Genomic DNA, 12,532 nt, shown 5'->3' on the forward strand with positions numbered 1-12,532 from the left:
CGAAGACCGAGCCCCGCGAGAGCGCTACGCGCGTCGTCAGGCGGCGGCGCGACCGACAAGCCGGCCGACGACGTCGGCCTCCCCCACGACGCGGCGGAGCGCAGCGTCGGAAACGTGGGTGTAAATCTCGGTCGTGCTGAGGCTCGCGTGACCCAGAAGCCGCTGGATGTAGCGGATGTCGACTCCAGCCTCGATGAGCTGAGTCGCTGCGGTGTGGCGCAGCATGTGCGGCGTGACCTTGCCGGACACGCCGGCGTCACTAGCAACCTTCGCGAGCCTGGCCCGGAGGGCGCTCTCGCTCAGCGGCCGAAGCCGCTGGTTGAAGAGCAGGAAGTGATGGTCCAACGGAAGCCGATCGCGTGTCCGCAAGTGACGACGGACGAGAGCCGTGATCCATTCGCTCGGGAGGTAGACGCGCCGCTCCCGCCGGCCCTTGCCCAGGACTTTGATCGCTCCGTCGACCAAGTCAATGTCATCGCATTTGATCCCCACAACCTCATGCACCCTCAAGCCGGTCGCCACCATCAAGGCGACGGCTACGAAGGTGTTGGCTTCGCGTACATGAACGCCATCTGCCTCTGTCCGACTTTCGAGTTCTCGGAAGATCGCACGCAGGTCGTGGGCGGGAACGACTCGCGGCAGCCTTCGTGCTCGGCCGGCCGCCACCGTCGTGCCCACCCATGGATCTGCGTCGAGCTTCGCCGTTCTCAGGAGCCAGCGACAGAAGCCCCGCAGCGCCGCGGCTCGACGTCGGATGGAGGTCGCACTGAGGCCGCAGCGTCGCTGACTCTCGAAGAAGGACGCCAAGGTCTCAGCGTCAATGTCCGCCGTGGTCGCGCTCGGCCCCAAATGTGCATCGAACGCCGTGAGGTCCCCGGAGTAGGCACGGAGAGTGTGCGGCGACAGGTCGCGCGTGATCCCGAGCCAGCGCAAGTACTCCTCGCGGGCGAAGGAAACGCTTGTAGTGCTGGCGTGAGTTTCAGGTTTCTGCCGCGTCACTCTCGAATGAGTCGACCGCTCTTCGCAAACAACTAGCTTGGCAATTCCTTGTGCCAGCGGAGCGGACGCACCGGAGCTTGGCCCGCTCCCCGAAGGCCGAGGTACGCAACGGCGGGCGCCAGGCGTTTGATACATGACATCCGGTCTGCGGATGTATATCATCCGTATTTCGGATGCAAGACATCGATCCCAATCGTTTAGAAGAAGCACTGACAGCGCTCGGCGAGCAACTTGCCTTCGCCGGGAACTCAGCGCATCTCGTGGTGATCGGCGGGAGCGGCCTGTTGGCCATCGACGCCATCTCGCGCAGCACGCAGGACGTGGACGTCGTCGCTCTGGAACAGCACGGACAGCTGGTGTCCGCCCAGCCGCTGCCGGCGCCGATCGCTGACGCGGCTGCGCTCGTCGCCCGCGATCTCGGCCTGGAGCCCAACTGGCTGAACCCCGGGCCGACCAGCCTGCTGGACCTCGGGCTTCCTGAAGGCTTTGCCGACCGGCTCAGCACCCGCGGCTACGGCTCGGCGCTGCAGGTGTCGTTCGCCTCGCGCATCGATCAGATCTATCTCAAGCTCTATGCCGCCGCCGACCGGCGCGAGCCGCGGGACTTCGCCGATCTGCGCCAGCTCGCGCCGACCGATCAGGAGCTTCGTGCCGGCGCGCGCTGGGCGCGAACCCACAACATGCCCGGGCCGTTCGATGACGCGCTGGCTCGCGCCCTCGCTGACCTCGGAGTCCAAGATGACGGTCGCGACGCTTAGAGCCCAGACCACCGACGCTCTCCTGGAGCTGGCGTGGGAGCAGTGGTCGCAGATGGGCCTCTCCGGCGCCCCGCCTGAACGCCGCGAGGAGCGGGCCGCCGATCCCGAGGCCCTGCTGCTGTTCACCCTGCACGTCGCGCGCCACGACCCGCGGCTCTTTGACGAGGTCCTCGATTGGCTGGCGCTCAACACCCCGCTGATCAGCACCCACCGCCTGCGCCACCTCTACACCGACGACACCGACCGTGCGCTGGCCGAAGCCGCGCTGGCCTGGGCCGCTACCGCACGCCGCCGCCAACCACCCGCACAAGGCGATCCCCTCCCTCCGGACGGCGACGCGCTCGAACCGCTCTTCCCCGCGCTTCCCTCGCCGGGCGAGGCGCTCGAGCCCGCGTTCTCGCGCCACGGCTTTGCGCGACCGCCGCTGAGTGCCTCTGGCAAGTCCCAGCCGCCGCGCCCGCAGGACCCCATCAACTTCGCCTTCCGGCTGCGCCGCTTGCTCGGCCTCGGCGTCCGCGCCGAAGCGATCCGCACCCTGCTAACCATCCGAGCCCCACGCCTCTCCAGCGGCGTCATCCACGCCAACGCCGCCTTCGCACAGCGCAACGTCCGCGAAGGCCTGGCCCAACTGCACGAAGCCGGGGTCATCGATCTCGTCCGCGTCGCCGACGACCGCCACTACGCCATCCACCACGCCGACTGGGCGACGTTGCTACGCCTGCCCTCGGCCCCCGACCTTCCCTTCCACTACGACTGGATCCCCGCCTACCGCGCCCTGACCCGGATCCACCGCTGGCTCCAACAACCCCAACTCGAAGAACTCTCCCCCTACCTGCTCGCCAGCCAAGCCCGAACCCTCACCGACGACATCGCCGACGACCTCAGCTACATCGGCATCCCCGCCGGCCTGCACACAGTCCACGGCACCGACTCCTGGGACCGGCTCGTCTCCCTCACCCACACAGCGATCGCCAACGTGCGCAACAACCCCTAGCCCACGCTCGGCTCAAGCGCCTCCTACGGGACGAAGCGCCGACGGCGGCCGTACAGGCGCCTGATGACCGCCCAGCGCTTGCGCCACGGCGTCGGCCCACCCAGGGCCCGCAAGAGACTCCGTTCCTGACCGCGCCACTCCCTCGAGCCGTCGTGCCGCGCGATCGCCACGAACACGAGCGCCCAGCCCGGGACGTAGACGGTGATCTTCCGGGGCCGCCAGGTCAAGCGGTGCCGGGAGATCACTTCGACCATGAGCAGGTCGTCCAGCGCGATCGAGAACCAGATCGCGGGCTCCGTCGCCTCGTCGGGCGAGATGATCCCGACCAGGCGCCCGTCTCCAATAGCGAGTGCCACCCGGCCCGACACTTCAGCCGCCGCGCCGCTGGACAGGGGCGGCGACTGCCTCATGTAGACGCCTCCCAACCAGTTGTTATGGGTGTCTTGGAGGTTGACCGGGACCTCCCGCTCGTCGCACCACAGATCCAACTCGGGCACCCGTCGCGTCCATGCCCGGTCCTCGACCAAGACCATCGTGAACGCGTCGGCATTAGACGACGGCACGATGACCTCCCGCCGCCGCGGTCATTGTGGCTCGACCGGGCCGAGCCAGGACGGCGGCACCCACTCCACGCCGTCCATGAGCTGTGCCGGGGTGACCTGCAGCGCTCGCGCCACCCGTGCCAGGGTGCGAACGCTGGGATCGACCTCGGCGCGCTCGATCCGGCTGTACTGGGACTGATCCATGTCTGCGGCCATCGCGACCTTCTCCTGGCTCACGCCGAGCACCGCGCGCTGCACGCGCATGTTGGTCGCGAACGCCTGAAGCGGATCGGTCGGGCCAGGGCATGACGACTCAGCCCCGCTGGCGGCGGACACGGGCGGTGGACGCCGCGGCGATCTGCTGCACCTGCGAGCGCAGCCGGTCCAGGAGCGCTTCGAGCTCTGCGCGAGCGTCGCCGTCGAGCTGGCGCGGGACGGGGTAGCGGCCTTCGGGATCGGGGACCATCGTGGCGCCGCAGAGGCTGAGCAGCCGCTGGACCGAGTGGGCCGGCGTCGGGTCGTCGGCGATCAACACGTACAAGTGCTCGGGCAGGCCGCGCACGCCGGGCCGCTCTCCGGCCGGCTCGATCACCTCCGCGACCAGTAGCACCTGCACGTGGTAGGCCGTGGAGCCCAGGGTGGCGCCGGTGATGCGCGCCAGCTCGGTCGGGCTCATCGGCTCGCCGTGCCGGCGCATCGCGTCGAGGATCAGGTCGCGTGCGGGATGGGGTCGCAGCACACGCGGGCTCATCGTTCGTCCCCGGCGTCGAGAGGAAGGCCGGACGCGCGCAGGGCGCGGTCGCGCACCTTGATCAGCTCGCGCACCTCGCCGAGCGCGACGAAGTGCTCACCCAGCGCCTCGAGCGTGGTCGCGCGCTCGTCGGGCGGATCACGCCAGCGCAGCGCGTTGTCGGCCAGCTCGACGACCCGGAACGCCGACGGCGTCCCAAGGTGGAAGACGTCGACCATCCGCGCCGCGTGCAACACCCGCGCCCGCACGTCCTCGTTCCAGTCACCGCCGAAGTCGCAGGCCAGCTCGAGGCCATGATCTGCCGCCCGGCGCAGCAGCCGCAGCACCTCGTCCGGCATCTCGAACGACCCGCAGCAAGTACGGTCCATCTCGTCCATGGAGCGGTTTCTCCGTGGGCCATGCCCCCGGGCCGCGCCAACGGTCGCGGGGGCGATTTTCAGGTCACGCCACGCGCCACCGGACCCGGTCGCCACGCAGCCTGACCGACGCTAGCTCGCCGGCGCCGAAGTCCCAAGCGGCCGACGGCACCCCCTGGGGCAACGGCGTGTTGCCCCAAACGTTGCCCCACGGGCCCAAATCGTCCGGCGACGGACACCCTCCCTAACGACGAAAGGCCTGCATTTGCAGGCCTTTCGGGAGTAGCGGGGGCAGGATTCGAACCTGCGACCTTCGGGTTATGAGCCCGACGAGCTACCAGACTGCTCCACCCCGCGGCGGACATAGGACTATAGCGGACGGGTTGGTCCCGAACGATGTCGGGTGGGTTACCGGCGCAGGCAGGTCGTGGCGAGGAAGCGGCCTGGATCGGAGGTCGGGGTCAGGGGGAAGGCGAGGTCGGAGGTGATCGCCCAGAGCGGCGTAGGGCGGTCGGTTACCGCCCAGGCAGGCGGGTGGCGCGTGATGACCGCGGACTCCAACGTCTCGATGAGCGCGTCCACCACCTCGGCAAGGCCTGGGGTCCGGATCGGCATGCGCTCGCGGAAGCGCTTGACGCAGTGGTCGCTCGGGACGATCTCGGGGGCGAGCGGGTCGCCGGTGCGCGCCGTGCCGGTGAGCATCGGCGCGGAGCGTACGCGCTCGCTCTCGCTCAGTGGCGGCGGGCGAGGCTTCGGAGGGCGGGGTGCTGCCATGGCGGCGGGAGAGAGTCTGCAAGCCATGCCCGACGGCAGCGAAGACCAGGACGGCGCCGAAGATGGTCATGCTCCCGGCTACCCGGCGGCCTGAGAGGATCACCTCCGACATGGGACGGGTGTTTGTCGCGCGAGCGATCACAGGGGATTCGCTGAGCCGGCTCCGAGAGGCCGGGCACGAGGTCGACATCTGGCCGGGGAACCTGCCACCGCATCCGACCGAGCTGCGGGACGCCCTCTCCGACGCCGACGGGTTGTTGTCCATGTTGACCGAGCGCGTGGACGAGAAACTCCTCGGAGCGGCGCCAAAGCTCAAGGTGGTGGCCAACTACGCGGTCGGGTTCGACAACGTCGACCTCGCCGCCACGCAAGCCCGCGGCATTGCCGTCGGCGTCACGCCCGACGTCCTCACCGACGCCACCGCCGACCTCACCTTCGCGCTCCTGCTCGCCGCCGCGCGCCGCCTGCCGGAAGCGCAAAGCGCGGTCCGCGACGGGCGCTGGCGCACGTTCGAGCCCCAAGGCTGGCTCGGCGCCTCCGTCCACGGCGCGACGATCGCGATCGTCGGCGCACGCGGGCGGATCGGCTCCGCGGTGGCGCGACGGGCCCAAGGGTTCGACATGAAGGTGATCCCCGTGAACCGCGGCGATGACCTCCACGCCGCCCTCGCGCGGGCCGACTTCGTCTCCCTCCACACGCCGCTCACCGACGCGACGCGCCACCTCATCGACGACGCCGCGCTCCACGCCATCAAGCCCGGCGCGATCCTCGTCAACACCGGACGCGGCCCGCTCGTCGACCAAGCAGCTCTCAAGCGTGCGCTCGAGGACGGGCGCCTCGGCGCCGCCGCGCTCGACGTCACCGACCCCGAGCCGCTTCCGCCCGACGACCCGCTCCTCTCGGCGCCCAACATCATCATCTTGCCCCACATCGGCTCCGCCACCCACCATGCGCGCGAGGCGATGGCGAGCATGGCCGTCGACAACCTGCTCGCCGGCCTCGCCGGCGAGCCCCTCCCCTACCCCGCACCCACGCTATGACCCGAATCGCCGTCATCGACATCGGGACCAACTCCACGCGGTTGCTGATCGCCGACGTCGATCCCGCCACGAAGCACGTCACAGAGATCGAGCGCCGGACGACCGTGACGCGCCTGGGCCAGGGCGTCGACCACACCGGCGTCCTGGCGCCGGAGGCGATGGCACGCGTGGAGGCGGCGGTCGCGGAGTACCGGGAGCTGATCGACGCCAGCAACGTGGATGCGGTCACGGGCGTCCTCACCTCCGCCGTGCGGGACGCGCGCAACGGCGCCGAGTTCACCACCAAGATCAACGACACCTACAACATCGACGCCCGCACCATCACCGGCGACGAAGAGGCGCGCCTGACCTACCTCGGCGCCACCGACGGACGAGCGAGCGCCGAAGACGCACAGGTGCAGCGCGTCGTCATCGACGTCGGCGGCGGCTCCACCGAGCTTGTCACCGGCCACGGCGCGACCGTCGACTTCCACGTCTCCACCCAGGCCGGCGTCGTCCGCCAGACCGAGCGCTTCCTGCGCTCCGACCCGCCGCGCCCCGAGGAGCTGCAGCAGCTCCAGGCCGAGGCGAAGGAGATCTTCGAATCAGCGGTCCCGCAGGCCACTCGCCAAGCGGTCACCCAAGGCATCGCGGTTGCCGGGACGGCGACATCCTGCGCTGCCATCCTCCAGGAGCTCGACCCCTACGACCCGACCAAGGTCCACGGGTTCCGGCTGCTTCGGGCGCAGTGCGAGATGCTCCTGCCGCGCCTGGCAGCAATGACGCTGGCGGAGAGAAGAAGCGTCAAAGGCCTACACCCCGACCGCGCCCAAGCGATCGTCGCCGGCGTGATCCTCCTCGTCGAGGCCATGCGTTGCTTCGACCTCGCCGAGGTCGAAGTCTCCGAGCACGACATCCTGCGCGGGGCGGCGCTGGACCGGGCCACCGCCACCGCAGGGTGAGCGGCCGCCCTGCCAAGAACCGGCCGCTCCGTCTTCTGTCCCCAGGCACGCGCCTGAACTATCGCGGCGGGACGGGCGAGGGCTGAGGAACACGCCCGCCCCGGCCGCTTCAGCGACAGGGGCGAACGAGGCCGAAGCCCCACCTCCCGTATATCGCCACGGAGGGGGTTGTACCTCGCATCCCCACTTCTCGGAACGCACCTGGACGGGTGTCTGATTGTCCACCTTTGTCGGTGGCGGGATAGTCCGGTGCTGTCGGGTCAGCGGGTGTACGTGCCGAATAGGCATGTTCTTCCGCCGTTCCGGCGCATAGGTTCGGGCGAAGCCGCATCGAATCGGCGCCTCCCGCCGCTCGAACCAAACAATCAGGCCCCCGCATGGCACGTACCCCTGCCCGTCCTGTCGGGGCCGAGTTTGGAAGCCGCCCCTTTGGGCGGCTTCCGACTTTCCGGGCAACGCACCGGAAAGTCCACGCCTTCGACGGACCGTGATGCGGTGCGTCGGCAAGCGGTACGCCAAGCGGCGCGCGCGTGCCGGATTGGCGACGGCATCGTCGCGCCCGGTCCTCCCCGGCCGGGCGCGACATGGGCCGCCTCCCCCTCAAGCCAGGTTGGACTTCCGCGGGTAGACGACGTCCGGATCCGTCAGGACGTTAACCAGCGCGGGCTTGCCGGACCCCAACGCGCGGGCGAAGGCCGGCTTGAAGTCCTCCGGCGTCCGCACCAGCTCGCCGTGGCCGCCGAGCGCCTCGACCATCTGGTCGTAGCGCGTCTCCGGCGTCAGCTCGGCCGCGACCGAGTACCCGTACAAGAACTCCATCGGGTGCTTCTCCAGCGCCCAGATGCCGTTGTTGCCCATCACGGCCACGACGTTGACCCCGTGGCGCGCGAGCGTGTCGAACTCCATCCCGCTGAACCCGAACGCGCCGTCGCCGACCAGCAGGACGACCTGACGGTCGGGGTGCGCGAGCTTGGCCGCCAGCGCGTAGCCCGGGCCGGTGCCCAGGCAGCCGAACGGGCCCGGGTCCAGCCAGCAGCCCGGCTCGTAGGTCTCGATCATGCGCCCGGCGTAGGAGACGAAGTCGCCGCCGTCGCCGATGATGATGGCGTTGCGATCGAGGACCTCGCCCAGCTCGCGGTAGAGCCGCATCGGGTGCAGCGGCGCGCGGCCGTCGTCCAACTCGGCACGCTCCGCGGCGCGCTTCTCGTCCTCCTTGCCACGCAGGTGCGCGACCCAGTCGCGGGTGCGATCGGGCGTGGCCGAGTCCCCGATCAACGCGCGCAGGGTGGCGTCGATGCCGCCGTACAAGGAGACCTCGACCGCGCGCGGGTGCGCCCGCACCGGCTCGGCGCGGTCGATGACCACCAACTTGGTGTCCTCGCCGAACGAGCCGCCGAAGCCGAGGCGGAAGTCCATCGGGACGCCGATCACCAGCGCGAGGTCCGCGCCCTTCAGCCCGTCTCCACGCGCGCGCGAGAAGAAGAGCTCGTGGTCGGCGGGCAGGCAGCCGCGAGCTTGGCCGTTCAAGTACACCGGGATGCCCCGGGCCTCGGCCAGCGCGGCCAGCGCGTGCTCCCCGCGACCCCAGTACAGGTTGGTGCCGGCCATGATCACCGGGCGCTCGGCAGCGTCGAGCAAGGCAATCACCTTGTCGACGTCCCCACCGGCCACAGGCTCCGCGAGCACGTCGTGCAGCGCGCCCTCCACGCCCTGGTCCTCGCCCTCGGAGAACACGTGGTCCATGGGGAAGTCGAGGAACGTGGGGCCGGAGTGGGGCTGCATGGCGGTCGCCAAGGCAGAGTCCACGAGCCCCGGGATCTCGTCCGGGGACCCGGCGGTCGCGGCCGACTTCGTCAGCGGCGCCACGAACGGCACGTGGTCGATCTCCTGCAGCGACCCCATCCCCCAGCGCATCGCCGGCGCGCGGCCGCCGAGCACGAGGATCGGCGACGCCGACTGCTGGGCCGACGCGATCGCGCTCATCCCGTTCGTCACGCCCGGGCCGGCGGTCAGCGCCGCGACGCCCGGCGTGCGCGTCACCTTCGCCCAGCCCTCGGCGGCGAACGTCGCCGCCTGCTCGTGGCGGGTGTCGACGATGTCGATCCCCTCCTCGCGACAGCCGTCGTAGATGGAGAAGATGTGGCCGCCGCTCAGCGTGAACAGCTTGCTCACGCCGTGCGCCTTCAGGCGCCGGGCGATCAGCCGGCCGCCGTGGACGCGGGTCCCCTGCTCGATGTCGGTGCTCATCGCGTCCCATCATCGCGCCCCGGACGACGTCCGCGTTCATACGTTTCCTACAACACACCCCCCATGCGGGTGCGTGGATCGAACAGCGCGGTTGCGCCTGGTCCTGATCGGCGTAGAACCAAGGAGTCACCCCACGAGGAGAGGAGTCCCCATGGACACCCGCTTCGAGAGAGACCTCCTGACGGAGGACAGCAGCCCGGCCACGCGTCGCTTCGCAAAGATCGCGGCCGACCAGGACGTGACCTACCCCATGTTGGCGCCCGCGATGGCGACCCACATGGACGCCGAAGACGTGTTCGACGAGGAGATCCTCGCCGGCCTCGTCAACGTGTAGGCCAACGGCCTAGATCGCGCGCAGTTCGACCGCGGGGCGGTTAACCGCCGCCGCGGTCACCGGCGCGTGCAGCTGCACGCGCTCGACCTTGCCCTTCAACGCCGCGTCGCCACGGCCGATGAACCCGCCGTGGTCGCGGCACAGCAGCGCGCGCGTCGCCTCGGTGAGCAAGATGTCGTCGTTGGTGATCCGCGTCGCCTCCTCCACGCGCGCCGCGGTGTTGACGACGTCGCCGATGACCGTGAACTCGACGCGCCCGCCGCCGCCGATCGTCCCGGCGACGACCGGCCCGGAGTTCAGGCCGATGCCCAGGCGCAGTCGCTCGCCGTAGCGCTCACGCACGACGCTGACGATCTCCAGCGCCGCACCCAGCGCGCGATCGGCGTGGTCGGGCAGGCGCTCCGGCGCGCCGAAGACCCCCAACAGCCCGTCGCCGATGAACTTGTTGGCGTGCCCGCCGTGGCGGACCAGCACCGGCACGATCAACTCATACAGGTCGTTCAGGCGCGCGACCGCTTCACGCGGGCCCTCGCGCTCGGCAAACGCCGTGAAGCCGCGGATGTCCAGGAACAGGATCGTGACCTCCGCCTCCTGGCCTTCGAGGATCGTCCCCTCCTCCAGCACGCGCTCGGCGACGCCCGGATCGACGAACGCGCCGAACGCCTCGCGCAGGCGCTCGCGCTCCTCCAGCCCCGACACCATCGTGTTGAACGAGCCCGCCAGCCGGCCGGTCTCGTCGGTGCCCAGTACCGGCACGCGCACGGAGAGATCGCCGCCGGCGACACGTGCGGTGCCCTCCTGGAGATCCTGAATCGGTTGCAAGATCGACCGCAACAACAACAGCGACAGCTCCAAGGACACCGTGAACGCGACGCCGATCGTCACCAACACGCCGAGCCCGAGCTGGCCGAGGCCGGCGTCGTCCGGCGACGCGATCCCGACCACGATCACGCCCGAGACGATGTTGATGGCCGGCAGCGCGAACAGCAGCTTCCACTTCACCGGCACGGAAACGGACGCCATGCCCGGGCCGTCCGGCAGATCTCGTGACGCGGCCTCCAGCGCGGGCCGCAACCACAGCTCCAGCCCGAAGAAGCGGACGAAGACGCCGTAGAGCAGGACGATCGAGACGCCCGCGGCGAGGATGAAGAACGACGGGAAGAACGCGACGTCGAGCTCGAACGTCAGGAAGACCGAGATCGGCACCACGTTCAACACGAACGGCACCGCGCGGCCCCAGCGCACAAACGCCAACGGCGTGCCGGCCAGCGCGCGCCACGCCTTCAGCGCAGCGCGCGGGGAGCGGTCGCCGCGCAGCCACGGGTCCGCCGGCTTGAGCAGGCGCCAGACGACCGCGATCGCCAGGACGTTCTCCACCGCAACCGCGATCTCCGAGACGACGAAGATCCGCACGAACTGCGCTGAGCTGACGTCCACGTAGAGGTCCAGCAGCCAGACGCCGCCCGCGACGATCAGGAACGCGACCTGGAACAGCACCGCGACCGCGAGCCGCGGATAGCGGGCGCCGAAGCGGCGAAAGGCCCAGGTGAGGAGCGCGCGTTGCATCCGTCCTTGATCGTGACGGACCGAACGTCTGTGCGCCACCGGGCGGGTTCCAGCGCTCCGATTCGCGGTGAGTTATCGACACGTTCGGGCAATGTGCCGGAAGGTTGAGTGGAAGGAAACCGTTGTGGTACGGCATCTCACCATCCGCAAGTCAAACGGACGTCCACGTCCGCCAAAAAACAGCGCGTCCGTGGGCGGACGTGGGTATCCTCACTCTTGGCTGAGGGGTCCGTCCATTTCTTATGCGGTCTCAAGGGAGGCAGCCATTCCCTCCGTTCCACCCCCCAAGCGGCACCCATACAACCAGTGGGCCCCCGATGCTCGGGCGCTCGATCTGGTGGGCGACAAGTGGACATTGCTCATCGTGAGGGACCTGGTCGCAGGTCCCCGCCGCTTTGTCGAACTCCAGCGGGTTCTGCCGGGCATCAGCACCGAGCAGCTGCGTTCGCGGCTGAATCGGATGGTTGCTGACGGCCTTCTCACGCGTCAGCGCTACCGAGAGGTGCCGCCGCGCGTCGACTACGAGCTGACCGAGCGTGCTCGGGATCTCCTGCCCGTCGTGGGCGCCCTGGCTCGTTGGGGCGCGCGCTGGGCGTGGTCCCCGCCGCGCCCGGACGAGTCCGTGGACGTCGGCGCGGTCCTGCGCTCGGTCCCGGGCCTGGCGTTGCCAGAGGGCCTCGACGGCATGGTCGAGGTCACGGTCGTCCGCCGCGCGGGCGAGTTGAAGCGTTACGTGCTCACCACGCGCCGAGGCCGGGTCGACCTGGCCGAGCGCTCCGCACCCGAGGCCGATGCCCGCATCGCGGGCCCGGAGCGGGCGTGGGTCGAGGCTCTCGGGCCGGACGCGTCGCGGACGGAGCTCGAGATCACCGGTGACCAGGAGATCGCAGACGCGCTCCTGGACGCGCTCGCGCCTGGCGCGGTGCGCGAGGCGGAAGTCGCCTAGCGCGTCTTAGAAGCGAGGCGGGCGTGCGCGTCGTCCTGGGCTAAGCCCGCGACGCGCACGACCTTGTCGCGCGCCGTCTCCCCGCGGATCACGCTGATCCGTGACTTCGGCACGCCCAGGCGCTGGGCGAGCAGCTTGACCAGCGCGGCGTTCGCCTGCCCGCCAACCGGCGGCGCGGTCACGCGTGCGCGGACCAGGGGCGGCGGTCCGCTCTCGAACGTGACGGCCTCGCGGTCCGCCCGCGGCGTGAGCCGGATCCTCAGATCGCACGAAACTCCCTGCAA

15 protein-coding genes and 1 tRNA gene are annotated in these 12,532 nt (G+C 70.0%); 6 read left to right on the forward strand and 10 right to left on the reverse strand.

All coding sequences use genetic code 11. The annotated features are described in order from the left end of the window. Positions 1-36: 36 nt before the first annotated feature. Positions 37-1,161: a tyrosine-type recombinase/integrase gene (locus ACT01A_RS10610; RefSeq protein ID WP_445152222.1), complete on the reverse strand. Its 1,125-nt coding sequence runs from the start codon at positions 1,159-1,161 to the stop codon at positions 37-39. Positions 1,162-1,172: 11 nt separating this feature from the next. Here ACT01A_RS10610 and ACT01A_RS10615 point away from each other — a divergent pair, with 11 nt between their 5' ends. Both ACT01A_RS10615 and ACT01A_RS10620 read left to right on the forward strand, forming a co-directional pair. Then, positions 1,173-1,757, forward strand: coding sequence for a DUF6036 family nucleotidyltransferase (locus tag ACT01A_RS10615; protein WP_445152223.1), 585 nt, complete (start codon positions 1,173-1,175; stop codon positions 1,755-1,757). Beyond that, positions 1,696-2,751: a hypothetical protein gene (locus ACT01A_RS10620; RefSeq protein ID WP_445152224.1), complete on the forward strand. Its 1,056-nt coding sequence runs from the start codon at positions 1,696-1,698 to the stop codon at positions 2,749-2,751. The genes ACT01A_RS10615 and ACT01A_RS10620 overlap by 62 nt, the downstream gene beginning before the upstream one ends. A gap of 23 nt (positions 2,752-2,774) precedes the next feature. Here the strand turns inward: ACT01A_RS10620 and ACT01A_RS10625 are convergent, their stop codons facing one another. The 6 genes from ACT01A_RS10625 to ACT01A_RS10650 form a co-directional block, all read right to left on the reverse strand. Beyond that, on the reverse strand, positions 2,775-3,284 hold the full coding sequence (locus ACT01A_RS10625; protein WP_445152225.1) for a hypothetical protein: 510 nt from the start codon (positions 3,282-3,284) through the stop codon (positions 2,775-2,777). A gap of 51 nt (positions 3,285-3,335) precedes the next feature. Further along, positions 3,336-3,629, reverse strand: a complete 294-nt coding sequence (locus tag ACT01A_RS10630) for a helix-turn-helix domain-containing protein (RefSeq protein ID WP_445152226.1) — start codon at positions 3,627-3,629, stop codon at positions 3,336-3,338. Next, positions 3,607-4,044: a hypothetical protein gene (locus ACT01A_RS10635; RefSeq protein ID WP_445152227.1), complete on the reverse strand. Its 438-nt coding sequence runs from the start codon at positions 4,042-4,044 to the stop codon at positions 3,607-3,609. The genes ACT01A_RS10630 and ACT01A_RS10635 overlap by 23 nt, the downstream gene beginning before the upstream one ends. Next, entirely contained in the window at positions 4,041-4,421 is a 381-nt protein-coding gene (locus tag ACT01A_RS10640) for a hypothetical protein (RefSeq protein WP_445152228.1), read from the reverse strand. Before ACT01A_RS10640 ends, ACT01A_RS10635 begins: the two co-directional genes overlap by 4 nt. 262 nt (positions 4,422-4,683) lie before the next feature. After that, positions 4,684-4,757: transfer RNA gene (locus ACT01A_RS10645), tRNA-Met, on the reverse strand. A gap of 51 nt (positions 4,758-4,808) precedes the next feature. Further along, the gene (locus ACT01A_RS10650) at positions 4,809-5,102 is read right to left on the reverse strand and encodes a hypothetical protein (protein WP_445152229.1); all 294 of its coding nucleotides are present in this window, start codon (positions 5,100-5,102) and stop codon (positions 4,809-4,811) included. A 182-nt stretch (positions 5,103-5,284) separates the two neighbouring features. Between ACT01A_RS10650 and ACT01A_RS10655 the strand changes: the two genes are divergently transcribed. After that, positions 5,285-6,214: a 2-hydroxyacid dehydrogenase gene (locus ACT01A_RS10655; RefSeq protein WP_445152230.1), complete on the forward strand. Its 930-nt coding sequence runs from the start codon at positions 5,285-5,287 to the stop codon at positions 6,212-6,214. Continuing rightward, on the forward strand, positions 6,211-7,155 hold the full coding sequence (locus ACT01A_RS10660) for a Ppx/GppA phosphatase family protein (RefSeq protein ID WP_445152231.1): 945 nt from the start codon (positions 6,211-6,213) through the stop codon (positions 7,153-7,155). The genes ACT01A_RS10655 and ACT01A_RS10660 overlap by 4 nt, the downstream gene beginning before the upstream one ends. A 600-nt stretch (positions 7,156-7,755) precedes the next feature. Here the strand turns inward: ACT01A_RS10660 and ACT01A_RS10665 are convergent. Then, positions 7,756-9,402, reverse strand: a complete 1,647-nt coding sequence (locus ACT01A_RS10665) for an acetolactate synthase (RefSeq protein WP_445152232.1) — start codon at positions 9,400-9,402, stop codon at positions 7,756-7,758. 151 nt (positions 9,403-9,553) lie between these two features. On the opposite strand from ACT01A_RS10665, the gene ACT01A_RS10670 reads away from it, so the two are divergent. Further along, positions 9,554-9,736 (forward strand): hypothetical protein, encoded by a 183-nt coding sequence (locus tag ACT01A_RS10670; protein ID WP_445152233.1) that lies wholly within the window; start codon positions 9,554-9,556, stop codon positions 9,734-9,736. Positions 9,737-9,745: 9 nt separating this feature from the next. Here ACT01A_RS10670 and ACT01A_RS10675 read toward each other — a convergent pair whose 3' ends face one another. Further along, positions 9,746-11,302: an adenylate/guanylate cyclase domain-containing protein gene (locus ACT01A_RS10675; protein ID WP_445152234.1), complete on the reverse strand. Its 1,557-nt coding sequence runs from the start codon at positions 11,300-11,302 to the stop codon at positions 9,746-9,748. Between the two features lie 364 nt (positions 11,303-11,666). On the opposite strand from ACT01A_RS10675, the gene ACT01A_RS10680 reads away from it, so the two are divergent. Next, positions 11,667-12,248, forward strand: a complete 582-nt coding sequence (locus tag ACT01A_RS10680; protein ID WP_445152235.1) for a winged helix-turn-helix transcriptional regulator — start codon at positions 11,667-11,669, stop codon at positions 12,246-12,248. Here the strand turns inward: ACT01A_RS10680 and ACT01A_RS10685 are convergent. After that, positions 12,245-12,532, reverse strand: coding sequence for a DUF167 domain-containing protein (locus ACT01A_RS10685; protein ID WP_445152236.1), 288 nt, complete (start codon positions 12,530-12,532; stop codon positions 12,245-12,247). The genes ACT01A_RS10680 and ACT01A_RS10685 overlap by 4 nt on opposite strands.

This window comes from Baekduia sp. Peel2402 (genome assembly GCF_052567285.1).